This is a genomic window from Microbulbifer maximicatervae (SeqCode) (assembly GCF_052467385.1).
In genome coordinates this window covers 3,602,646-3,626,734 of record NZ_CP174311.1, presented here as the reverse complement: position 1 = coordinate 3,626,734, position 24,089 = coordinate 3,602,646, and the positions used below count along the sequence as shown (strand labels likewise).

The 24,089-nt window shown below is 47.3% G+C and carries 16 protein-coding genes; 10 read left to right on the top strand and 6 right to left on the bottom strand.

The features are described from left to right. The first annotated feature begins 1,705 nt into the window (after positions 1-1,705). The 3 genes from ACJJIR_RS15435 (at position 1,706) to ACJJIR_RS15425 (ending at position 7,751) form a co-directional block, all read left to right on the top strand. Complete coding sequence (locus ACJJIR_RS15435; RefSeq protein WP_444906014.1) at positions 1,706-2,101, top strand: hypothetical protein; 396 nt, start codon at positions 1,706-1,708, stop codon at positions 2,099-2,101. A gap of 216 nt (positions 2,102-2,317) precedes the next feature. Further along, positions 2,318-7,009 carry an RHS repeat domain-containing protein gene (locus ACJJIR_RS15430; RefSeq protein ID WP_444906013.1) on the top strand — a complete coding sequence of 1,564 codons (4,692 nt, stop codon included), beginning with the start codon at positions 2,318-2,320 and terminating at the stop codon, positions 7,007-7,009. 253 nt (positions 7,010-7,262) lie between these two features. Further along, positions 7,263-7,751, top strand: a complete 489-nt coding sequence (locus ACJJIR_RS15425) for a hypothetical protein (protein ID WP_444906012.1) — start codon at positions 7,263-7,265, stop codon at positions 7,749-7,751. A 499-nt stretch (positions 7,752-8,250) separates the two neighbouring features. Here ACJJIR_RS15425 and ACJJIR_RS15420 read toward each other — a convergent pair whose 3' ends face one another. From ACJJIR_RS15420 to ACJJIR_RS15395, 6 genes are all read right to left on the bottom strand, one after another. Beyond that, positions 8,251-10,296, bottom strand: coding sequence for a hypothetical protein (locus ACJJIR_RS15420; RefSeq protein WP_444906011.1), 2,046 nt, complete (start codon positions 10,294-10,296; stop codon positions 8,251-8,253). Further along, the gene (locus tag ACJJIR_RS15415; RefSeq protein ID WP_444906010.1) at positions 10,293-10,772 is read right to left on the bottom strand and encodes a hypothetical protein; all 480 of its coding nucleotides are present in this window, start codon (positions 10,770-10,772) and stop codon (positions 10,293-10,295) included. The genes ACJJIR_RS15420 and ACJJIR_RS15415 overlap by 4 nt, the downstream gene beginning before the upstream one ends. Then, the gene (locus ACJJIR_RS15410; protein WP_444906009.1) at positions 10,772-11,680 is read right to left on the bottom strand and encodes a hypothetical protein; all 909 of its coding nucleotides are present in this window, start codon (positions 11,678-11,680) and stop codon (positions 10,772-10,774) included. The genes ACJJIR_RS15415 and ACJJIR_RS15410 overlap by 1 nt, the downstream gene beginning before the upstream one ends. A gap of 186 nt (positions 11,681-11,866) precedes the next feature. Beyond that, positions 11,867-13,027: a hypothetical protein gene (locus ACJJIR_RS15405; protein ID WP_444906008.1), complete on the bottom strand. Its 1,161-nt coding sequence runs from the start codon at positions 13,025-13,027 to the stop codon at positions 11,867-11,869. Positions 13,028-13,296: 269 nt separating this feature from the next. Continuing rightward, positions 13,297-13,458, bottom strand: coding sequence for a hypothetical protein (locus ACJJIR_RS15400; RefSeq protein WP_444906007.1), 162 nt, complete (start codon positions 13,456-13,458; stop codon positions 13,297-13,299). 12 nt (positions 13,459-13,470) lie between these two features. Continuing rightward, positions 13,471-14,022: a Clp protease/crotonase-like domain-containing protein gene (locus ACJJIR_RS15395; protein WP_444906006.1), complete on the bottom strand. Its 552-nt coding sequence runs from the start codon at positions 14,020-14,022 to the stop codon at positions 13,471-13,473. 702 nt (positions 14,023-14,724) lie between these two features. Here ACJJIR_RS15395 and ACJJIR_RS15390 point away from each other — a divergent pair. The 7 genes from ACJJIR_RS15390 to ACJJIR_RS15360 all read left to right on the top strand — a co-directional run bounded on the left by ACJJIR_RS15390 (position 14,725) and on the right by ACJJIR_RS15360 (position 24,004). Next, positions 14,725-16,191, top strand: coding sequence for an AlkA N-terminal domain-containing protein (locus ACJJIR_RS15390; RefSeq protein ID WP_444906005.1), 1,467 nt, complete (start codon positions 14,725-14,727; stop codon positions 16,189-16,191). Beyond that, positions 16,188-16,718, top strand: a complete 531-nt coding sequence (locus tag ACJJIR_RS15385; protein ID WP_444906004.1) for a methylated-DNA--[protein]-cysteine S-methyltransferase — start codon at positions 16,188-16,190, stop codon at positions 16,716-16,718. The genes ACJJIR_RS15390 and ACJJIR_RS15385 overlap by 4 nt, the downstream gene beginning before the upstream one ends. A gap of 98 nt (positions 16,719-16,816) precedes the next feature. Continuing rightward, positions 16,817-17,353 carry a gamma carbonic anhydrase family protein gene (locus ACJJIR_RS15380; protein ID WP_252085074.1) on the top strand — a complete coding sequence of 179 codons (537 nt, stop codon included), beginning with the start codon at positions 16,817-16,819 and terminating at the stop codon, positions 17,351-17,353. After that, positions 17,346-17,561 (top strand): DUF1289 domain-containing protein, encoded by a 216-nt coding sequence (locus tag ACJJIR_RS15375; protein ID WP_226646208.1) that lies wholly within the window; start codon positions 17,346-17,348, stop codon positions 17,559-17,561. The genes ACJJIR_RS15380 and ACJJIR_RS15375 overlap by 8 nt, the downstream gene beginning before the upstream one ends. Positions 17,562-17,619: 58 nt before the next feature. Beyond that, positions 17,620-21,138, top strand: coding sequence for a DNA polymerase III subunit alpha (gene dnaE / locus ACJJIR_RS15370; RefSeq protein WP_444906003.1), 3,519 nt, complete (start codon positions 17,620-17,622; stop codon positions 21,136-21,138). Between the two features lie 93 nt (positions 21,139-21,231). After that, positions 21,232-22,188 carry an acetyl-CoA carboxylase carboxyltransferase subunit alpha gene (locus ACJJIR_RS15365; protein ID WP_444906002.1) on the top strand — a complete coding sequence of 319 codons (957 nt, stop codon included), beginning with the start codon at positions 21,232-21,234 and terminating at the stop codon, positions 22,186-22,188. A 553-nt stretch (positions 22,189-22,741) separates the two neighbouring features. After that, a complete protein-coding gene (locus ACJJIR_RS15360) occupies positions 22,742-24,004 on the top strand; it encodes a sugar MFS transporter (RefSeq protein ID WP_413664876.1) in 1,263 nt (420 codons plus the stop codon). Positions 24,005-24,089 lie beyond the last annotated feature (85 nt).

Here is a 24,089-nt window from a genome sequence, read left to right as displayed (position 1 = left end):
CGAAATTGATAAACTTGTTATCATCTTTTACCACGTAACTTTGTACTTAACGCTCGTACACCTACAGGCTTTAAAGAATAGTACTTTGCAAACAGTAACTCGCCCAGAAATGGGGCTAAGATCAGTACTATACCGAACACAACCCAACTCTTACTGGCCAAACCCAATATAACAGCCAGCATTGGAATAATGGCGCCTATAAATGCGAGTGCCCATTTTGACAACGAAGTGTACTCGCACTGAAAGAAGCACTTTTCACAGTGCATGCGGTTTGAAAAAGACAGCATTCTGACTTTTACCGCTTGCTTTCCACATTGTGGGCACTTTCTTATCATGGCTTACAACGCCAAGCTTCGTGACTGCTGTGAAGCGGATGCGTATCAGCGGCTCCAGCCACGGTAGTGCCGAACAAGAGTGCTTTGCTATGCATTTTCCGGCCAATCAGAAAAAAATCCCCATTCAATATCTGCTGCATTTAGGCAAAAACTCCAATTACCTCTCGGCAGTCTTTTGGAGTCAAAGCCAATAATAGGCAATGGATATTCAAGCAAGTCTTCTCCATCAGTTAAATCCTGCTCATATCGTTCTTAAATATTAGCAAATTTAAAAGATTTTCATTCTTTATGATTATATGCAGGAAAAATAGTGATAATCGAGGTTTTGCCGTTTTTTTCTCACGACACAAGATCATGAGCTACATTACCTCTTAATGCAAATTTTTCGATTTTTGATAGTGCTAACGCATTGCTCAGTTGCGGCCTGATTGGAGCTTGTGTTGTGCTAATATTTTCTAGCACAATACAAACGGAGTGTAGGATGTAAATTGTAGCAATTCGTTATGGCATTTTTGATGGGTGGGGGAGTTGGAATTCTAGCTTAGCTAAATGCATGTTTGTGCGAATTTTCTGAACATCTGTTCCCAAGTGATTTTCAGGATTGCAAGAAATATAAATTTCCTTTGTATTTGTGAAGAATATCAGATTGGCGGGATGTGGATGACATTATGGCGCCATTACAGATTTAATATACTCCTCAAGACACTTATCTCCGGCCGTATATCTCTATTTAACAAAAATCCAACTATTAAGTAAAAATATCTTTGAATGACTAGGTTGAAGGAAAAACTACAATCTATCTGGTTTGTGGAAGTGGTCTTGAGGTGCTTATTCCTGGTGGTTGTGGATCATTTCTTTTTTAAAACTCTTTGAAATTCAATAATTATTTTGTAGAACGTTAGCAGCCTAAGGGTAAATACCTTGAGGGATTTGCCTTGTGGGAGGGGTAATACTTAAGTATCAATTTCGGCTGAAAAATTCAAATCTAAGTGCTATAAGCTTCAACTAAATGGCTGTAAGTTTTCTTTGCGTTTTCATGACTATCGACATTGAATTTAGAATAGTGTTTACTGGATTCTCCATAGGCGATTTCAGAAAAGTTTTTAAGTGAAGAGCTAAGCTCTCTCAGTGACCGCCTATGGTTTAAATATTTTTTTCTTTAGTATTTTTAATTAACAGGTTTGCTCAAGCGCCAATTACTTTTAAGCTTCTGTCAGTATCTATAAGCAAAAACTGATCGGAAAAGCTTTAGTATTTGGCACTTAAATTACCTTTTATCTTGAAAAATTTTCTGCCGTATTAAGAGGGTTTTTTGTTAAAAATGGGCAGGCCTGTACCTGTATATATCACAAACATTAATGGGAACTAACATGGCTACAAACACTTACATCTATAAATCCTACGCAGACGGTGAGTCAGACAGCGATACTTTGTGGGGGCAGGTACAAAATAGCCTTAATAGCTTAAGCCAGAATGGCCGCGATTCGGTAAAAATCGCAAGTTCAAACGAACATGGCGGCAATTGCAGGAGTGTCATTATTTACACAGACGACGCGGCACCCGCTGGCTCAGTTGACACATTGTCACAGACTTGGAATTACGAAACCTTCGACGATTCAGACGGATATAGCACAATGTATCAAAATGCCGTCAATTTTCTGAATGAAACCCTTAATTCCGTACAGGCATACTACTCGCGACTGTCTATGATCGATGCCAAGAGTCACTCAGCACACCTCGTTGTTTGGTACCGTGGAGGTGCATAAACAGAATTATTATATTTTCGGAATTCATTGATGGCTCATAGTCATCATCTCTTTTTACACCAATGCAAACAATTAGCCAGCCTGTGCTCACGCGCCATAAGAGCGTAGCTCTAAAGTCGAAGTGAGCAGCTGTCAGGTTGTAGGGTAAGGCGTGTGGAGATAACAAGACACAGTTAATCTGTTTGCGTAGCTTTTATATTTATATAAGGTGAGCACGTGTCAAACTTCGACCAGATGGCAAACTTTTCTAGTACCACCAATATCGCTAGCACCTCCACTGGCTCTAACTCATCCTCCGTCGCCAAAAATTATGCGAAGAATTTTCTTACCCAAGTCAATCCCCGTACTGGTTTACTCAGCGTTACGATCCCATCGCCACCTCTAAAAGGGATTCTCTCGATGGATGTGAATCTCGGGATCACATACGCGCAGGAGACCGTAGGTTCCTATGAACAATTGTTTGGTCTACCTGTAGGATGGTCCTATTCGTTAAGTTACATTAATGATGGGATCTTGACTCTCAACGGTAGCCAAACCTATGTTTTGAGTCCGGAAAGTCCTTCTGGCTTGCAGTATTACTACCAGAAAAACCTTGAAATGACGCAGTATAGTCCAGGGCAATACCCTAATTTGCCCTATGACCCAAGTACCCCTTATGCATACCTACTGACCTTTTTAGACGGCCATCATCAGTATTTCGATGCCCAGGGGAAATTGATCTGTTGGGACGACAAAAATGGAAACCATCTGCTTTTTACCTATGATTCAAGCGATGCTTCCATTACACAGGCGAAGCTTATCAGTGTTACTGATGCATACGGACAAAACCTATCGATTTCACTCAGTAGTGATTCCATCGACGTGATTTACCCAAAATCCGATGCCAACCCTAACCCGATCACCTATTCTTACCAGCTACTTGAGGGTGCGCTGGTTTCCTACATTGACCCTATGGGCTTGACCACGCACTTTATTTACAACGGAGGTCTTATAAATAGCAAGCTCCTCTCGAACGTCAACTATCCCAATAAAGTCAGCTCGACGTTTGACTACAGTACAATCTACTACAAAGATAGTTCTGGACAACAAGAGCAACAAGATGTCGTGAGCAAGGTGATCAACACCTATGAAGAAGAAACCCGTAGCACAACCTATAATTATCACCCTGAGCAAAGTGGTCCAGATGGCCACAATTATCTTGGAAACCCTACGTATGAGGTCGCATCTACAACATCAGATACTTTATTTCAAAGTGATGACAATAATTACAGGTATTACACCACGATCAACAATAACAAAACGTTGGTTGTTAATCAGTACAACAATCTGCACCTTCTTCTAAAGTCGACCACCTTCACAGCAGATGGAAGCGAACGCATCCAAGAAATAGTGTACACTTATGTTGGTGAAACGGACGGCGACTTCCCCCCCTACAACCAGCTCGATCCGAATTATCAACTGATTGCAGAAAAGCTAAGCACCTTCTACAACGAGCAAGAAGACACCAGACCCGCTAAAATTATTCGCAGCTACACAGACAATGGTCAAATTGCCTCTATCGAAGAGTACGAACAGATAGAGGGTGAATTACAGCTCGTCAAAAAGGGAGAGGTTGAATACGATATCAGTTTTGGTATGCCCACTTCCGTTAAGGTATACGACTACAAACCCAGAGGAGTACTTAGTCAAACACCAGAGATTATAAGAACGGACAATAAGCTTTCAGATGATAAGAAGCACATCCTCACATCCACCCGCGGGACTGAAGTGAATGGCTTACTTAATCCACTACTCGTGACCTCTGTTGAGTATGACACTGCTGGCCGTCCCAGTTCCTCCACGCGTACCTGGGGTTCAGCAGCACCAGATCATTCTGGAATTGCGAAAACCAACACGACCTTCGAAAATATTCTTGACTCTACCGCACACACATTGACGCATGCGACAACCGATTTCTTTGGCAACACCTCTAATGAGGTTTACGATTTATGTACTGGTTTCCCAATCTCAACCAGCAACGCCGTGGGTGCGATCACTACGTATAACTATGACCTCGCTGAAGCAACCGTAATACGCACTGACTCTATGGGTAATACCACAACATGGAGCTACGATCTTACCAATAACATAATGCGAAAGCTCGATGCCAACGGTTACGAACAGAAGTACTACTACAACGGGTTTGGGCAACTTATCCAGCAAAGTGATTATCCTGTGAAGGGTGGGGCAGAGCGAACCTTAACGACGAATACTTATGATCAGCTTGGGCGTCTCAGCGTACAATTGGGTGTTCTAGGCGAAGCATCAAAAGTCACATACGCCTATAACTCACGCAGCCAATTAGCCTCTAAGACTGATGCCCTTGGCAATATATCGGGATACGAATATGATTCGGTAGCCTGTACGAAAGCAAGCTCCTTTAATTCTCTGAAATCAACTGAAGTGACTTACGGTCCTGAGAAGTCTGGCGGCCCACTTCTTAGTAAATTCAAAAAAAGAGCTAAAAAAGAATATAAACAAAGACTTGTCGCTTCGGCTAAAAAGTTCGATAGGCACAATGCTAATCAGTACGCCTGCGCTACACGCTTGTGGAACGCTTTTCAACTCAATGTACAGACCAGTATTGGGGATCAGCAGACCCCTCAACAGTTTTCTCTAGCGAGATCCTACAATATCCTCCAAAGCCCCACCCAGTATTGTCTAGGTGGTGCAAATCTCAAGCGCACACTAGTGGCCTCGCGAGATCTAAATGGGAATATGCTTCAGAGCACTTGTACACTTGAAGGTACGTCTCAGACAGAAGCGTCGTCAAATCGTAGTTACAATGAACTCGGGGAATTCACACAAGAAGCCACACTGACGGAACAGGCTCGAAAATTTTCTTATGATGCGGTAGGAAATAGGACTCAGATCACCCAGTTTAATGGATCACAGGTAAACAGCACCTATGATTTAAACAAGCGAGTCTCTTCTCATTCGTACACCGAGAATGGTTCGAGCATTGAAATTCATTATGAATACGATGGTGTCGGGCAGCGTACTTCCATCGAGCGCTTCGTGGATGGGGAAAGCGATGCACTGCTCAGCTACACCTACACGCTTGATGGCAATATTTCTTCAATAAGTTATCCAGACGGGAAAACAGTTTCGTGGAACTACGATGTCAATACGGGCCTTCTGACTTCATCCATTGATGCGCTCGGGCATCAGTGCAGCTATTCCTACGATAGTTATGGTCGGCTCGCTAAAATTGCTCGGGACGATGGCTCTGTTTCCGTGGGAATCACCTATATCACCCAGGATATCGATAAAGCTAATGTGGGAAAAATAGCCTCGGTGAGCTATTCAAATGGGGTCAAGCTCGCTTACACCTATAACGGCTTTGGACGCCCCCAACAAATCACCGCTACCAGTACGGGTGAAGATGAGCCTATTACCCTCACCTACAGCTACGATGCAACGACCTCATTCGTAACCGCCATTAGCTACCGGCACCCTGGGGGCTCAAGTGCACTCAACCGCGATGTTTCATTCGTATATGATGATGTTGGGCAAGTCATTGGGGAATCATCTGTAGACCCACAAGGCAACCCACTCGAAACCGTATCTTATGGCTATGATGCGCTAGCCAATATCAAAACTTGTACCCGCTCACTGCCCTCTACTGAAAGTGCGGATACAAAATACACCTACGACGCGGATAACCGGCTTAAAACCATCAGCGTGACTGGTGCCCCAGATCAGGCTTTGAGCTACGACGAAAACAACAATCTGATTAAAGATGAAAATGGCAATAGCTACCAATACAATGCATTGAATCAACTCACACAATTCACCTCAAGTGACGGCGAGAACACGACCTACACCTATTATCCCAATGGGCTGCGTGCAACCAAGCAAACCGGTGATGAGGAAATCATTCACTATTATTACGATAACGCCAGCAATGCCAATATCATCAATGAAGTTCAGGGGGATTCAGAGGCCAGCTACATAATATCAGCATCGTCGCGACTCGCTCGTATGCTGAAGAAAGACTCGTCATCTGAACTCCAGTCTTATCTACTCGATAGACAAAATGTACTTCTGACTTTCGGTAATTCAGGTTCTATCAGTAGCGAGTATGTCTATAACGCATATGGCAACTGTAGGTCATCCCAGAACGGAAGCATTGCTGACAACCCATTTGCTTATTGTGGAGAATATGCCGACTCGGAATCGAGCTTGCTCTATCTGAGGGCCAGGTACTACGCGGCGCAACGGATGAGGTTTGTGAGTCGAGATAGCTTCCTGGTTATAAATCCTTACACCTATGCCGATGGGAATCCTGTCATGAAGCAAGATCCTTCTGGGCATCTTTCAACCGCAGTAAAGATTGGTATCGGTGTGGGATCAGCTGTTGGTGCAACCATCTTCGGATTTGGCGCGTGGGGTGCCTGGTCACACTTGGTGCGTGGGCAAATTGATCAAGATGGGGAGGGAGAGGTTTTGAATGGTGTTGGTCAAAATTATGGCGCTTTTGGGGGGGCACAGGAATTTAATGCTCTTATTCCAAATTTTGGCGCTTATGGAGAGGCGGATACACCAGAAGAGTTATTGGAAGCTGTTGGTCCAAGTTCAGTTGTCGATATCAGATTAGAGAATGGGAAATATCACTACGACGCCAGGGACGCCAGACCCGGTGACGATCAACCTATTCTGGATGACGCTCAAACACTTGTGGATGTGGATGAAGCTCAAATTCAATTGGGAATGTCCTTTCGGACACTCCCTCGAGGTATAAATACAAAGCGAGCTAACCGAAATAAAGATGAGATATTCGAAGATGGAGGAAACGCTGGGGGGATAGTCAATGATGTAGTCGGTGTAGTAAGTGAAGCAGAAGAAGTAGCGATATTCTGCGGATAAGTTGAATCAATAGAAATAACGGACAGGTTTAAATTGCATTCCTTGAGTGTAAAGCGCTACTTTATCATTGTGCAATGGTAAAGTAGTGCTCTAAAGTTATTCGTATCCAAAAAATAGGTAATGTAAACTTTTTTGTATATCTGCTCGCCCATTTGCAAATTGATGAAATCTATCATTGTTAATTGGTTGCCAAGCTCCGCAATGCTTTCGGGGTGAAAATTTCGCCAATTAACTTCAGGGCTCTCAAAATACATTGGTATTTCTATTTCGCGAATACTTAAAGCAACTTGCAGAGGCAATTACCCGTTGGGAGAAGCTGTTTCGGGCTCCCTCTCTGGCTCTGCGCTATTTCAAAGGCGATACCCTCGATCACTGTGAGCTGGAAAAACTAAGAGAAGTCACCGCTATATGGCGGGAGGGCTTAACAGATATCAGTTGGTTTATGCGCTGTTTAAACGAGTCTATCGCTCGGCAAGCCAATGCTGAAGACAAGTGTACAGGCCCTTTTTGGGAGGGGCTATTTAAGTCGCAGGCTTTACTGGATGAAAAAACCCTCGCCGCTTGCATGGCCTATGTAGACCTAAACCCTATCCGCGCTAATATTGCCAAAACGCCTGAAGGCTCTGATTACACCTATATTCAACTGCGTATTCGCTCTGCAATCACCGCTGAGCAACCCAAAAGTTTACTGCCGTTTGTGGGAGATGAGCGCTTAAATATGCCAAAAGGTTTACTTTTTTAGCTGGGCCACTATTTGGAGTTGGTGGATTGGAGTGGTCGGCATCTGGATCCCAGAAAGCGCGGCACTATCGCTGAGAATACCCTTCCTATACTTGAACGCCTGGGTATTTCACCTGAGCACTGGCTTTACCTCAACCGAAATTTTGAAAGCCGATTTAAAGGTTTGGTAGGGTCGGTTGAAGAAGTACGGAAAGCCTGTAACTTATTGAATAAACGCTGGGCCCAAGGTGTGCATGATTGCCTAAAGTTTCTCTCTTACCCCATATCTCAACTAAATTGAATCATTTTTAATCCTACCGATTGATCCCCGTTTGCTCTATGCCCTGAAAGGCCTACACGCCCAAAATAGACAAAATAATCCACACAATTGTGCTTCGATGCCCCTCTGGTGAGCATGGCTTTTTATTTTGCCGATTTATCCCTCTCCGACATGTTTCATGGGTGTCCTATTTGTGTTTTTCTGATGGTTAAGAATTCCAGCATACAAGAATCAGTGCATGTCACAACTTCTGTATGATATCCGAATCGAAATGACAGAGGTTAACGTCCAAGTCTGCTATTATTTTTTGAAGGTCATCGTACTTCTCACTAGTACCGATGATTACCTGCTTGTTCATTGCTTTGACTTCAGTAGCTTTAGAAATGAACTCACCGAAGCTCTCATTTTTGGCTTCTTGTTGTCTCGGTTCATCCATAATTAGAAGCCCTAGATGGTTAGTATTTCCAATGTTTTTCTGGTCAAGAGTCAGCATTGAATACAAGTAAGACCAAATGACCCTGATGTTGTCACTTGCTGATGCCTCGGAGTTAATGTCGACATCATTTAAAGTTGGCTTGTAGCTTCGCTCTGAAATTTTAAAATCACTCAGATCATTGCTGCTGTAACCAAAGTCATCCAGGTTAGACACAAAACTATTCTTCAATGCCTTTAGCTTTCTCCAATCACTACTGCTAAACCCACGACTTGGAAGGGCTTTTAGTGCTGAGTCGCATAGCTTCCAGTTTTTCAGGGTTTCCTCAAGCTTTCCTTTTATTTCTTCTTCTTGTCTTAAGGCTTTCTCTAGTGTCTCAATATCATTTTCAACAATGAGTTCCTTCTTTATATCACTTCTTGAGGGCGCTGATTTTTCATCTACCAAGCTATTTTTAATCTCACGTATAATGGCGCGAGTTTCATTATTCCTGCTCTTCGCAACTTCTAGCCTAATTTCTTTGTTCTGGGTATTCTTGTTCTCGCCCTTCAATAGAGCATCAAAAGCTTCCTTTTGTTTTTCAAGATATTTGATATTGTCTCCTAAGCCTAGGATCTTCGCACTTTCACTTTGTACATGAGGAAGCAAAGAGTCTTCAATTTCTGTGTGGCAAGTCGGGCATTTATTTTGTACTAACTGAAAGTCTTCCTCAGAACCTATTGATTCAAGACGCTGTAGATCTTTGTACTTACGTAAACTATCGTTCACATCATGAATTCTTTGTTCGATAGAGCGGGTATATTTTTCAGAAATGTTAAGGTCAGAAATCAATAGGCTGATAGCTTGTTCCTGCTCGGTCAGCAGAGTGGTTTGTTGTGTCAGCTCTTCTTCTAACCGAGATATCTTTTTATCATCTACTTTATTACCTGAATTGCGAAGCTTCAGTAGTATAAGTTCTGATTTTAAGTGATCGACACGATCTCTGTAAGTGTTATGTTCATTTTCAGCGTGGTAGTAAAGATAGGTTTGCTGAGACACGTAAGTATCTGTGCTAATTTTATCGTCAAGTTCATTTGATACAAAGCCAGTTGTGCTTTTTGCAATAGAAATAAGATTGTCAATACAGACACTCCAAATGCGTTCTGCATCTTTCTTTTTCTGGTTTAGCTCTTGTTTCTTCTTTGAAACTGTTTGTACTTCTAAGTCAAGAGTATATTCAATGATTCGCTCTGATAGTTCTTTAATGCCTAGGTAGGTTGGTAGGATGTTTAATATGCCACCCCATCCTCTAGTCTGTTCGACATAGTTGATCGAGAAAATCGATTCCAGATATAGCGGTGATTCGCTGCCGTTGTACTTCAGAACGTTAGGTTGAGTTATCCCAAGGAACTCTGAAAGGAAAAAGTGAAAACCTCGTTCCCGCTTAGCAGAACCTTCAAGCCGCAAGAAGTAATCACGGGAAGTAGACTTACCGCTAATTGCTTGCTCTGCTGTGGCATCATGAAAAACTGAAACAAGGTCCTTCTTGTCAGGGTTACTGCTTCGCTTTACAGTAACGGTTTCGCTTCCGTTACTTATTTGAAGATATACTTTTGATTCAAAAATAGTTGCTTTTGAGCCATCAGTCTTTCTAAGTTGAGTCGTCAGGGCGGTTTTCAATGGAACCTTTCTAGAGGGGCCAAGACAACCTTCAAGACCAAGAGCAAATATTATAGATTGAATACATGTCGATTTGCCGTGGGTATTCTCAGCATGAATAATATTCAGTCCTGAAACAAAAGGGATATCTACGCCATATAAACCGTCGTTAGTTGAGGTTCTTATTGATAGTTGCGCTATCCGTAAGCTGCTCATGATAAGTCCCCAGCAATTAGCATGTTGATTTTTTGGTCGTTAAAATGACTCTTCTTGAATTGGCTCACAAAGTCTTTTTCTAGAATAAAAGTATTACTATCTCTATCGATCCTTTTTGCGAATGCCAAGCCTTTTTCGGTCAGTTTAATGTTCTTTGTTTCATCAAGAAGGAAAATTTTTTCCCCGACGCCCATGTCAACAGCTCGATCTACCAAGGGATCAAATCTAATATTAACAATAGAAGTTGAACCTGATTCGGTGATGCTTGAATTATAAGCGTGTCTTTTTTTTTCAGACGCTACTAAGGAGTACAGCGCTTGTACCTTCTTTGAGTTGGCTTTGTTTCCTGAACACAACTTCATGAGGATTAGAGCAATTAGAGAGATTCTCCAAAGTGGTCTTAACTCAGGATCTATAGGCGTGCCGCGATGATTGAACGTCATACCGTTCTTAGGCGGGGTATCAAAAATATCCATTATTCAAAACCTAATGTACAGTTCATTAGCCAGTCTGCGACAGTGCCATTGGAGATTGTTTCTAGATTATCATTGTGTAACTTACACGAACTTTGAAGCTGTTCTTGTAGAATTTTGGTCTGATAGGAAATCTTTTGTGTTTCTGGGTTGGAGTCAATCGCTTCGATGTCTAGCTGCTCAGCTCTTTTAGCTGTTATGCTTGCAATTTGTTCATAATACTCACCATAATCTTGCTTTAGTTCGCTCATCATATTCTGGCTGATGATTGCGTATTTAGTTAGGCGATCTTGACCTCGTTTTATCGCGTTAGCGTTACTAGTTAGGTTGCCCAGTTTTCGCTTCATATGTTCCGAAAATTCTGGGGACTGCTCTTGGAACTCTACTACTTCATGTTCAGGAACATTAATCGGATCTAGTTTTAATGTTGCGATTCCTGCTGCTAGTAGACTTTCTTCTTCTTTTTTGAATTCTTCACGATCCCAAACTAAGACTCTAAAATTGTCATTATCAACGTAGTCTAAGTTTGCTTTTTTAACCTCTTCTGTTTTCTTGGTGGCGTGAATAACAATTTCTTTTGTCTTGTGCTTAGGCACAACTAGTATCCACCGCTTAATTTTGAGATTGCCAAAGAACCCCTTCATTTTATTAGTGTTTTTGATAAATTTACCGATGTCCTGAGTCATTTTATCGCGCTGATCTTCATAAAGCTTAGACATGGTTGTTGTATTTTCAGAGCAATACATTTGATAGGCATGACCATCCATCGAGAATCCCTCAATCCCCCCATCACCATTGTGTTGATCTGGTATCGGAATGTAGTCAGCAGATGTATATCTCTCCCGCAGGAGGTTGTTGGCATGAGCCTCCCACTCTTTTGGGGTCCATATCTTATCTGGGCTTAGATCCATAAGGCTATCATCTCAAAATTAATCATCAGCTAAACCGACGAAAAAGAATAATCTCGGCTTGTAACGCATAATAGTTGCAATAATATAAATGCATAACGCTGGCAGCAAAGGTGAGCGAAACGCAGTGTAGTGAGCCCGTAAAACAGAAGTAGACACCGACCGAACAAAAAGTATAAGCCGCCAACCCTATGGGGCATGACTCATAGGTGTCCTATTTGTGTTCCTTAAAATCTCTGTATTCAGTTTTAGAAAACTTATGAACCCTGCTTCAGAAAAGTCGTTTTTTGCCTCATTGTTTAAATATGACCGAGCTTTAATATGATTTTTTTCATTGCAGTCACCTAATATTGAATGATCGTCCATGAAAATAATTGCTGACAAATGCTTAGTCACGTCAGAGGCTAGAATACCTGACTTTATTTTACCATTAATATCTCTTCCAAGAATTTTTTTCCCACTGTAGCCGTTAAAGAAATTTTTACTAAGATTTGAATAAAAAGATTCCTTTACGTCATCAAGTGGAGGGATCTTTTCGCCAAACCACGGAAAGTTCACAAAGACAATAACTGTTGGCTTATTCCGATGAAATTTTTTCACATGTTGAAACAAGAGTGTGTGATGATTTTTTGCGTGCTGTATAGGGCTGTACTCACTCTCACCAGAACTCACTCCTGCTCCCCACAGCAACCGATATGACAAGCTCTCTACAATTGTGCTCTTAATATATGATGTCTTACTCTTTTGATGGATACCATTAAGGAGCTCATTCAGCAATTTATTTCGGTTTTTCTGGAATTCTTCAAAAGGTAAGTCACCATTAAATGAAGGGTGAATTGTAAGGCCAGGTATATCTAGTCTTTTCTTCACCTGCCTCGTAATTCCGTCGACGATTTGTCCTGACTTATCAGAGAGCACCTTAGTGTCAAAATAAAAATCAAAGTTTGAGAAATGGCCATCTAAGTTTGCATTGCAAAAGCCCATTTCACTAGCAAGGGTTTCTGCTGCCGGAATAGTTACATCTAGCTTGAGGTGTTCGGCCCCCGTATCTGGAAAGCTAAAGAAATAATCTAACACCGTTAGCTCTGAAAATGCTCCATCCCAATTATTAATATCAGCAACCTGGTTTACAGCTTGTTGAATTGAATCCCTTAAATGTTCATTTTCAGAATATATTTTCGATAACCTTCTAAGTCGATACAGGAAGTTTGTTGTGAAAGTAGTATATTGGTCACTAACAAGTGCTCCAATCACATTGTTTTTATTGTCAATGCTGGTGTCAATGGTACATACGCCTATCCCAAAAATATCATCAATAATTTTTTTATAATTCTCTCTGGCGACACTCATAATATTTCATTTAGTCTGATATTCGTAATATGCTAACGCCGCCAACACGAGCGTCTTTGTAGTGAAGGCGAAACCGTAACAGAACAGATCTAGACACCCACCGAACAAAAAGCGTAAGCCGCCAATCCTATTGGGCATGATTCATGGTTGTCCTATTTATGCCTATATTTATGCCTATATTTATGCCTAATAAAGCCGGCCGCCACAATAACGCCTACAACAGAGGCCGAGCGAAAGCGAGGTCCTGCTGTCTATGTTTGTTAAGTGATTTACGCCATGATCTCAGGCTTTTTTAAACCTTTTTGTGCATACAGCGCTTTTAGCTTTTCATCATGTTGCTTTAGTTGGTCTAGCCGCGCATAAGCTTTTTTGCTTTTCTCTGAGTCTTTCTTTATATGTGGTTTTACTGAAGTTAAAGAGATATCTAACATATCCGTACTTACCTATGCTGGAATCACACAATCTTGGTTAATGTAGTACCCATCACGAGCGTGCTTAAGCTTATGCTTAATTAGAACCTCGTTGTAAGTATAGATATTTTCGTTATCAGATATGTAACCAACAGCAGCTATAAGCTCATCAAACAATTCATCAAATAGACTGGTTGATTCCTGAAGCGAAGCTCTTAACTCGTGCCCATCTGGAAGATCATCCAAGAAGAGCAGGTGATCTTCAACTGGAACTCTCGGTCGATGGTAAACAATTACAGCGGGTTGGCCGGTTGTTTGAACTTTAATATGAGACTCTGGACGCAGAAAAAACCATACCCAAATAAAAGCTGCGGCACTTATTGCATACCTATCAAGCTCCACAATAACATCCGCTTTCGTGGCTGCAATTGCTTTGATAAGATCAATCGCCGCTCCGACAGACCCGCCTGAATTGTAGGGCAGTAAGATCTTGATCTCTTCTTGATCGTAAGCATTATTCAGAGCAATGATGGCGTCAGTCACGGATGCCTCTGATATCTCGTCGGCGATTTCGAATATTTCCATATGCTTCCTAGATCACTGAACCTTTATATAGTGCTCATTCTGACCACGATTATCCTGATTACTACCCTGGAATCAATCTTACGCCTTGCCTAAAAAATGCTATTCAAATCAAAATCCTACCTGCTCTTATGTCAATCGTGACAAATATAAAAATAATCACTTTGGTACACATCCAAAATATGGACTCGCTTTGTAATCAATTATTTGTTAATAAATTTTTGCCTATTAAAGCCATTCTGAAAAAGTAACAGTCAAACTGATGAAAAAATATCTCTGTACACTCTTTTATTACTCGCTGGGACTAACACATATAGAGCTGGTACTGAGCAAAGCAACGGCCTGGCTATTTGCAAAGCTAAAGAATCGCTGGATGATTTCGTGGTGCCTCTGGCTTACAGAGCGATTCAACTCCGCATTACGACTTCCTGAAAGGCCTAGACATTTCTGCGTAGCTGCGCCTTGACTGTGAACTGTTCTGTAAGCCAGAGGCATCAAGGAGTTGTTCAGAGGTTCCTTAGGTGCGGCTTCTCAACCTAGGCATTCCTTGAATAGAGATATCTAAAGAGAGCCCAATTGGCCTCTTCCCCTCTGGATCTCACATTCCTGACTTATAAGTCTACAGCTCAAAATGGTCAGTTCCGTTTTTGACTAGTTCCGATACCGTCCAATCCATACACTGGTAGTCAGAAACGAGAGAGACTTATGAAGATTGATGCAGCAGTTTGCTCCAGTGCGCGATTGGCCCGAGACCGGCGCTTTGATGGGCGGTTCTATACCGCAGTGAAAACAACCGGCATTTTCTGCCGTCCGATCTGTCCCGCTCGGCCACCGCTAGAGCGCAATGTCACTTATTTCGAGACTGCGGCGGAGGCGGCCAATGCGGGCTTTAGGCCCTGCCTGCGCTGTCGCCCTGATTCTGCGCCGGGCAGTCCGGCCTGGGGATTGGTTTCGACCACCGTACAGCGCGCTTTAAAACTGATGCGCAGTGAGCGCGAGCCTCAATCTGTGGAGCGACTGGCGGAGCGTCTCGGAGTCAGCAGCCGTTATTTACGCCGTCTGTTTTCTGAGCACTTAGGGGTAAGCCCCTTAGCGGTTTGGCAAACCGAGCGGGCACTGTTTGCTTTTCGCTTACTGCGAGATACGGACCTGCCTATTGCTGAAATTGCCTACGAGTCTGGTTTTAACAGCTTGAGACGCTTTAACGGCGTATTCAAACAGATCTATCAACGCACTCCATCCGAGGTGCGCAGGGAGGGACATGCAGCGCGCGCGGAGAAGGCGAGTGCGACTCGGGTGCGGTTGTACCTGGATTACCGCCCGCCATTAGATTGGCAACAACTCCTGGCTTTCTTGGGAACTCGCGCTTTGGCCGGGGTGGAGCAGGTGGAGGGGGAGGTCTATTCACGCAGTTTCGAGCTGGATGCCTGTCGCGGTGTGATGGAAGTTTCCCATGATCCGCAACGCAATCGCCTGGTGGTGGAGATATTTGGCCAGGAAGGTGGGGCAGGGTTATATCTACTGAACCAGCGCCTGCGCCGGCTGTTTGATCTGGATGCGGATATTGAGGAGATCCAAACAGTATTAAATGAAGATCCACTGCTGGCGGATCAGTTGGCGAAGAATCCGGGCCTGCGCTTGCCCGGTGCTTGGGACCCATTCGAATATGCACTGCGGGCGATTCTCGGTCAGCAGATCAGTGTCGCGGCGGCGACCACTATTGCCGGACGTATCGTGGCCCGCTACGGGGAGTCGTTTGTGGATGATGCTGGCAGGGAGCGGTTTTTATTCCCAACGGCGGAGCGTCTCGCTGAGGCAGACTTTGCCGATCTGGGCTTGACTCGGGCTCGGATGAAAACCCTACAGGAGTTTGTCGCCGCAACTTTGGATGGCCGTGTGAGTTTTGCCGATCAGTCCCTGGAGGATTGGTGCAGCCAAGCCACAGCACTGCCGGGTATTGGCGATTGGACTGCGCATTATATCGCTATGCGCGGCCTGTCGATGCCGGACGCTTTCCCCGCGTCGGATTTGGGTATTCTGCAAGCCCTGGGCAGTGATGGTGAAAAGGCAAAACCCAAGCAGGCCCTGGAGCGGGCAGAGCAGTGGCGGCCCTGGCGGGCATATGGAGCCATTTTGTTGTGGCAGTCCCTGAAATCTGGAGAGAAAAAATGATTGTCTATGAGAGTTACACCACAGAATGGGGGGATGTTGCCATCGCGGCCTGCGAGCAGGAGGGAGAGGGGCTCTCCCGAGGCTCCAGAGGTATAGTTGCACTCCAGTTTTATGACGATGAACGGCCATTGCGTTTGGGGACCGGTTGGCAGCGGGGCGCCTCGGAGCTGACAGATTTGGCCGCTCAGCAGTTGCGGGAATATATCGCCGGCCAGCGCAAAAGTTTTGATTTGCCTCTGGCGCCAAAGGGCACTGAATTCCAGCGCCGGGTTTGGGATGCGCTGTTGCAAATTCCCTTTGGTGAAACCCGCAGTTACAGCCAGCAAGCCCAGTGGCTGGGCCAGCCTCGGGCTATTCGCGCGGTGGCGCGGGCCAATGGTGCGAATCCGATTGCCATCGTTATTCCCTGCCATCGTGTAATCGGAGCCAATGGCAGCCTTACCGGCTACGCCGGCGGCCTGTCTTTGAAAGCGCGCTTACTCACTCTTGAGGGTGCCAACTTTGTCCAGCAGGGCGAGCTGCTCTAGCGGGTAATATTGGGAAAAGCGCGATCATCTCTCCCTAGCCACGGCCTCTTTGGCGCGAGATAATGAGCGGTTCATAATCATATCGAGTCGGAGGCCAAATGCTGTACAGATTGGGGGATAAGCAGCCACAACTGGAAGGTGAGGGCCACTATATTGCGCCCGGTGCCCATGTGATTGGAGATGTGCGTATGCTCGCGCACAGTTCCGTATGGTTTAACGCGGTGGTGCGCGGTGACTGTGCGCCGATCACTATCGGTGAATACAGCAACGTACAGGATGGCTCGGTTCTGCATGCCGATGTGGGTGTGCCATTAACCATCGGCACCGGTGTCACCGTAGGCCATAAAGTGATGCTGCACGGCTGTGACATTGGTGATTACAGCCTGATTGGTATCAATGCCGTGATCTTAAACCGGGCCAAAATCGGCAAGTGCTGTATCATTGGCGCCAATGCGCTGGTGACCGAGGGCACAGAAATCCCCGATTACTCTATGGTGCTGGGCTCTCCCGGCAAGGTAGTAAAATCTCTCGATCCCGCCACCTACGAGCTGCTCAAAGCCAGCAGCGATCACTATGCGGCCAACGGCAAACATTTCGCCAGTGAACTGGTCCCGCTTGAGGCTAAAGATGTCTGAACAACCGGTAAAAACCGTGCAGCCGAAAGAGCGCCCGGTGAAATCCCCCTGTATCTCCGTGTGTGCCCTGAATGAGCAGGACCTGTGCGAGGGCTGTTTTCGCAGTGGTAACGAAATCAGCCGCTGGGGCTCCATGAACAATGATGAGCGCCGTGCAGTGTTAAAGCTCTGCACCGAGCGCGCGCGGCAAATGGGCCGAATCTGGTAAACAATCGATAGCGCTTTGTCGGGGCCGGGCCTCGCAGGGCCCGGAACTAAATGCGACTATGACCCAACCCTTTGTCCACCTAAGAATTCACTCAGAATTTTCCCTGATCGATGGCCTGGTAAGAATCAAGCCGGCCATCGCCCGCGCCCAGGAGCTGGAAATGCCAGCCCTGGCGATTACCGACCAGTGCAACCTCTACGGGCAGATTAAATTTTACCGGGCCTGTTTGGGTTCCGGTATCAAGCCGATTACCGCAGCGGATTTTTGGCTCAGCGAAGGCGGCGAAGGCAAGCCTACGCTGATCACGCTCTATGCGATGAACGCCGACGGCTACCGCAATATTACCGAGCTGATTTCCCGCGCCTGGATGGAGGGGCAGTACCACGGTAACGCCTATATCAAGCGCGAATGGGTTAAGGAGTACAGCGAAGGGGTGCTGATGCTGTCCGGTGCCAAGTACGGCGATGTGGGCCGTGCATTGGTAGCGGGGCGCCGCGCCCAGGCGGAGGAGCTGGCACGGGAGTGGGCGGAGTTATTCCCCGGCCGCTATTACCTGGAGTTACAGCGCACCGGTCGCGCCGGCGATGAGGACTACCTGCACTCGGCGGTGAAGTTGGCCCAGAACCTGAACTTGCCAGTGGTCGCCACTAACGACGTGCGCTTTATGGACGAGAGCGAGTTCGAGGCCCACGAGGTGCGCGTCTGTATCCATGAAGGCCGCGCTCTCGATGACCCCCGCCGCGAACGCCGCTATTCCGCGCAGCAGTATTTTCGCACACCGGAAGAGATGTGGGAGCTGTTTGGCGATATCCCCGAAGCCCTGGAAAACACCGTGGAGATCGCCAAGCGCTGCTCCGCACCGATCCAGCTGGGTAAATACTTCCTGCCGGAATACCCGATTCCCGAGGGTATGACCGAAGACCAGTTCTTCGAAAAGGTCTCCTATGAGGGTATGGAGCGGCGCCTCGCCACCATCCTCGACAAGTCCGCTGCGGACTATGCCGAGCGCCGCCAGATCTACGAAGACCGCCTGCGCTTTGAGCTGGATATCATTATCCAGATGGGATTCCCCGGTTACTTCCTGATCGTAATGGACTTTATCCAGTGGGCCAAAGACCACGATATCCCGGTGGGCCCGGGGCGGGGTTCCGGTGCCGGCTCTCTGGTGGCCTACTCGCTGGACATTACCGATCTGGACCCGCTGCAATACGATCTGCTGTTCGAACGATTCCTGAACCCGGAGCGGGTGTCGATGCCCGACTTCGATATCGACTTCTGTATGGAGAAGCGCGACCGGGTAATTGGCTACGTTGCGGATAACTATGGCCGCCAGGCGGTGAGCCAGATTATTACCTTCGGAACCATGGCCGCGAAGGCGGTGGTGCGGGACGTGGCGCGGGTACAGGGCAAGTCCTACGGCCTCGCCGACAAGCTGTCCAAAATGATTCCCCCCGATGTGGGCATGACCCTGCAAAAGGCCTTCGACCAGGAAGAGATCCTGCGGGAATTTCTCGACCACGACGATGAGGGCCAGGAAATCTGGGAGATGGCCCTGCAACTAGAAGGTGTGTCCCGTAACGTGGGTAAGCACGCCGGTGGTGTGGTTATTGCCCCCACCAAGCTCACCGATTTTGCGCCGCTCTACTGTGACGAGACTGGCGCGGGTCTGGTAACCCAGTTTGATAAAAACGATGTGGAAGATGCGGGTCTGGTGAAGTTCGACTTCCTCGGCCTGCGGACGCTGACCATCATCGACTGGGCCAAGCGCATGGTGGACGAGACCCGTGCGCGAGAGGGTGAGGAACCCCTGGATATTGCCGCGCTGCCGCTGGACGATGAAGAAACCTTCAAAATGCTCAAAAGGGCAGAGACCACGGCGGTATTCCAGCTGGAATCCCGGGGTATGAAGGACCTGATCAAGCGCCTACAGCCGGACAACCTGGAAGATATGATCGCCCTGGTGGCCCTGTTCCGTCCGGGCCCGCTGCAATCGGGCATGGTTGATGACTTTATTAACCGTAAGCACGGTCGCGCCCAGGTGGCCTATCCGGATGCCAAATACCAGCATGAAAAACTGCAACCGATCCTGGAGCCCACTTACGGGGTTATTGTTTACCAGGAACAGGTGATGCAGATCGCCCAGGAGTTGGCGGGCTATACCCTCGGTGGCGCCGACCTGTTGCGCCGGGCGATGGGTAAAAAGAAACCGGAGGAAATGGCCAAACAGAGGGCCACTTTTGAAAATGGGGCAAAAGAGCAAGGAATTGACCCCGAACTTGCGATTAAGATCTTCGACCTGGTAGAGAAGTTCGCAGGCTATGGTTTTAACAAGTCGCACTCTGCGGCTTACGCACTGGTGTCATACCAAACCGCTTGGCTGAAAGCGCACTATCCCGCCCAGTTTATGGCGGCGACCATGTCTTCGGATATGGATAAGACCGATAAGGTGGTGACCTTTATCGAAGAGTGCCGAGCCATGGAGCTGGTGCTGGTGCCGCCGGACGTGAATCTGGGCAGCTTCCAGTTCTCGGTGGATATCGACAATCGCATTATCTACGGTCTCGGTGCGATTAAGGGCCTGGGTGAAGGTCCGATCGAAAATATTATTGCGGCGCGGGAAGAGGGCGGTCCCTTTACCGACCTGTTCGACTTCTGCTCGCGGGTTGACCCACGCAAGGTGAACAAGCGCGCGTTGGAGGCACTGGTGCGCTCCGGCGCACTGGACAGCATAGGCCCGGATACCAATGGTGCCGACGGTTTGGATTATTCCCGTGCAGTGCTGTTTAACGCGCTGGATGAAGCGGTAAAAGCGGCGGAACAGCAAAAGGCCAATGCCAATGCGGGCATGATGGACCTGTTTGGCGAAGTGGTGCCCCAGGCATCGGAAGGCGATGTGTACGAGGATTTCCGCCGCACACGCTGTTGGAGTATCCGTGAACGCCTGGAAGGCGAAAAGAATACCCTGGGTCTGTATCTCACCGGGCACCCGATTGACGAGTATGCCGGTGAGTTACAACACCTGGTGAAGGCGCGAATCGCCGATTTGAAACCTGGCCGGGAATCGCAAAAAGTTGCGGGTCTGGTTGTGGCGATGCGGGTAATGAAAACAAAACGCGGTGATTCCATGGCTATTGTTACCCTGGATGACCGCAGTGGCCGTATTGAAGCGGCTATGTTCAGCGAGGCCTTTGGCGAACATAGAGACAAGTTGGCCAAAGATGCATTGCTGGTATTGGATGGACCGGTTGCCACTGACGATTACAGCGGCGGCCTGAAGATGACAGTAAACAGCGTTTCCACGCTCGATGAGCTGCGCCAGAGCCGGGTGACCGGGGTGCGTTTGCGAGTGGATAGCGGCAGTGTGGCACCGGGGCTGGCCAAGCGGCTGGCCGCTTGCCTGCAACCCTATACCGGTGGTCAGTGCGGGGTGAGCCTTGAGGTTTCCCGCCACGATGCTCGGGGCTTGTACCGACTGCCGCCGCAGTGGAACGTAGAACCAAACGACCAGATGGTCCAGTCCCTCAGGGAACTGTTGGGACGTGAGCAGGTGGCGCTTCAATACGCACAACGGCGTTAAAATCTACCGGGCTCGACTGGCTGGTTCTGTACAGTTAAGCTATGCCGCTGTGATAGCCCGGTGGTAACAAAAAGAGTTAAAGGCGCAGATTTCATGAATTTTAATTTTCTCGAGTTTGAGCAGCCAATTGCAGAGCTGGAAGGCAAGATAAAAGAGCTGCAGCTTGTGGGTGATGACAACGAGCTGAATATCGCCGATGAAGTTACCCGGTTGCGGGAGAAGAGTAGAACCCTGACCGAGTCGATCTACTCCGACCTGAGCCCATGGCAGGTCGTACAGGTAGCCCGCCATCCGCAACGTCCCTACTCAAAAGACTATATCGAGCGTTTATTTACCGATTGGGATGAGCTGCACGGCGACCGTCACTTTGGTGATGACAAGGCGATTATCGCCGGTATCGCGCGCTTAAATGGCAAGCCGGTAGCGGTGATTGGTGAAGAGAAAGGCCGCTCTGTCAACGAGAAGGTTGCACGCAACTTTGGTATGCCGAAGCCGGAGGGTTACCGCAAAGCCCTGCGTGTTATGGAAATGGCCGAGCGCTTTAAAATGCCGGTGCTGACCCTGATCGACACCCCGGGAGCCTATCCGGGTATCGACAGTGAAGAGCGCGGTATCAGTGAAGCCATCGCCCAGAACCTGGCAGTGATGTCCCGCCTGCGCACGCCGATTATTTGTACCGTGATTGGTGAAGGTTCTTCCGGTGGTGCACTGGCGATCGGTGTGGGTGACCAGCTGAACATGCTGCAGTACTCCACCTACTTTGTGATTTCTCCTGAGGGTTGCGCCAACATTATCTGGAAAACTGTTGAGAAAGCGCCTTTGGCCGCTGAGGCGATGGGGGTGACCTCCAGCGTGTTGGAAGAGTTGGGTATTGTGGATGAAACCATCCCCGAACCTCTCGGTGGCGCTCACCGCGATCCGGATGCAATGGCCAGTAACCTCAAAGACCGTCTCAGTGAGCAGCTGGACCAGCTGAGCAGCATCCCCATTGATGAGCTGCTGGAGAAGCGCTATCAGCGCTTGATGAGCTACGGCAATATCGTTTCCTAAGCTGCTTTTTTTCTTTAGGGAGTTGTTCGGAGGCTCCCTAGATCCTTTCCTGCCGCGCCAAGTGTATAAAAATATTGCCCTTGTGCGCGGTTGGTGTTTCCTTCCTAGTCCCTTCTTTCCCTACTCATAGACACTTGCGCTTGTGTGTCATTTCCCGCGCGATTGAGTTTTCCCCTTCGCTGTCCCTTTGCCTGAAAAAGCCACTATTTACAGAGCTGCCTTGTGGTCAGTCTCGTCAATGCAGCTAGGTTATTGGACTCCCGGGAAGTCTAAGAGGGAAATAAAGTACTCAAACAGGTTGATCTACTCTTTCGAGGGGGGCCGTTGAGAAAGCGGTTTACCTGACCCGATAGCAGACAGTCTGGGGCCTGGCGGCCGCTGAATGTCCACGCTGCCCCCATTTTGAACCCCCTTATCGAAAAGCCCTCTGAGGCGGCGCTACCTCCATGATAGAAAGTACCAACAATAAAGATTGGTGCAATAGGCACAGGTTTGCCCGGATAAAAATATCGACCGGAGAGACCTGTGAGCTGAAGTCTCAGGATTAATAATTATGGCAATAATGCAGAGTAATACAGCAACGGATGCTGCGCAGATACCGACGGGTGACCAGTCGGGGCACAGGTTTGCCCTGGTGGCGCTGACCTCACTATTTTTTATGTGGGGCTTTATCACCTGCCTGAATGATATTTTGATTCCCTACTTGAAAGGAATTTTCGAGCTGAACTATGCCCAGGCAATGCTGGTGCAGTTCTGCTTTTTTGGTGCTTATTTCCTCGTTTCCCTGCCTGCCGGTGCTCTGGTCAGTAAAATTGGTTATCAGAAAGGGATTGTGACCGGCTTAAGTATTTCGGTGGTTGGCTGTTTGCTGTTTATTCCCGCTGAAAGAATGGAAGTCTATGCACTGTTCCTCGGTGCACTGTTTATTCTGGCTTCCGGTATTACTATTTTACAGGTTTCCGCCAACCCTTATGTGACAGCACTGGGCGATGAGCGCACGGCGCCCAGCCGCCTGACCTTGACCCAAGGCTTTAACTCCCTGGGCACCACTATCGCCCCTCAATTTGGTGCATTGCTGATTTTACCCGCTGCCGGTGTTGCAGCGGGTGCTGCCAGCGCTGCTGTTATTGAAGTTCCCTACCTGATCCTGGCCTCCGCGCTGGCGATCCTGGCTATCGTCTTCGCATTTTTGAATTTGCCGGCAATTGTCAGTAGTGCAACTTCTGAGTCTGTTTCCAATACTGAAGCCGCTTCCGCCTGGAGCTACCGTCACTTGGTGTTGGGTGCGATCGCTATTTTTGTCTACGTGGGTGCTGAAGTCTCTATCGGCAGCTTCCTGGTGAACTTTATCGCTGAGGATTCCATCGCCGGTTTGGAAGAGTCTGAAGCCGCCTTCTATATCTCCCTGTATTGGGGTGGCGCTATGGTTGGTCGCTTTGCCGGCGCTTTAATTATGCGCTTTATCTCTGCTGGCAAAGTGCTCGCAATCTGCTCTATCGGCTCCTGTGTATTGTTGTTAATTACTGTTACGGGTAGCGGCTATCTGGCGATGTGGGCGGTACTGGCTGTGGGTCTGTGCAACTCTATTATGTTCCCGACTATCTTTAGTTTGGCGCTGGCCAAGCTGGGCCCATCGACCAGTCAGGGCTCCGGAATCTTATGCCTGGCCATTGTAGGCGGTGCTATTGTGCCGTTGTTACAGGGGCTTCTGGCTGACCAAATTGGTATCCAATTGGCGTTCGTTCTGCCGATCTTCTGTTACCTCTATATTCTCTACTACGGTCTCTCAGGACACCGTACAGATAAACGCGCTTAAGTTTTCTTTTCTTCTCTTCTGAGCTCGTTTGCCGGCATTTTTATGCCGGCTTTTTTGTGTCCGGAATAAATGGCCAATTTGAAAT

What these genes read in the sequence shown, in the direction of transcription:
- ACJJIR_RS15405 (WP_444906008.1), bottom strand. Translation starts at nt 13,027, where the DNA reads ATGAGTGTCGCCAGAGAGAATTATAAAAAAATTATTGATGATATTTTT.
- ACJJIR_RS15375 (WP_226646208.1), top strand. Translation starts at nt 17,346, where the DNA reads ATGTCTGAACAACCGGTAAAAACCGTGCAGCCGAAAGAGCGCCCGGTG.
- ACJJIR_RS15415 (WP_444906010.1), bottom strand. Translation starts at nt 10,772, where the DNA reads ATGGATATTTTTGATACCCCGCCTAAGAACGGTATGACGTTCAATCAT.
- ACJJIR_RS15380 (WP_252085074.1), top strand. Translation starts at nt 16,817, where the DNA reads ATGCTGTACAGATTGGGGGATAAGCAGCCACAACTGGAAGGTGAGGGC.
- ACJJIR_RS15420 (WP_444906011.1), bottom strand. Translation starts at nt 10,296, where the DNA reads ATGAGCAGCTTACGGATAGCGCAACTATCAATAAGAACCTCAACTAAC.
- dnaE (WP_444906003.1), top strand. Translation starts at nt 17,620, where the DNA reads ATGACCCAACCCTTTGTCCACCTAAGAATTCACTCAGAATTTTCCCTG.
- ACJJIR_RS15400 (WP_444906007.1), bottom strand. Translation starts at nt 13,458, where the DNA reads ATGTTAGATATCTCTTTAACTTCAGTAAAACCACATATAAAGAAAGAC.
- ACJJIR_RS15410 (WP_444906009.1), bottom strand. Translation starts at nt 11,680, where the DNA reads ATGGATCTAAGCCCAGATAAGATATGGACCCCAAAAGAGTGGGAGGCT.
- ACJJIR_RS15360 (WP_413664876.1), top strand. Translation starts at nt 22,742, where the DNA reads ATGGCAATAATGCAGAGTAATACAGCAACGGATGCTGCGCAGATACCG.
- ACJJIR_RS15365 (WP_444906002.1), top strand. Translation starts at nt 21,232, where the DNA reads ATGAATTTTAATTTTCTCGAGTTTGAGCAGCCAATTGCAGAGCTGGAA.
- ACJJIR_RS15385 (WP_444906004.1), top strand. Translation starts at nt 16,188, where the DNA reads ATGATTGTCTATGAGAGTTACACCACAGAATGGGGGGATGTTGCCATC.
- ACJJIR_RS15435 (WP_444906014.1), top strand. Translation starts at nt 1,706, where the DNA reads ATGGCTACAAACACTTACATCTATAAATCCTACGCAGACGGTGAGTCA.
- ACJJIR_RS15395 (WP_444906006.1), bottom strand. Translation starts at nt 14,022, where the DNA reads ATGGAAATATTCGAAATCGCCGACGAGATATCAGAGGCATCCGTGACT.
- ACJJIR_RS15390 (WP_444906005.1), top strand. Translation starts at nt 14,725, where the DNA reads ATGAAGATTGATGCAGCAGTTTGCTCCAGTGCGCGATTGGCCCGAGAC.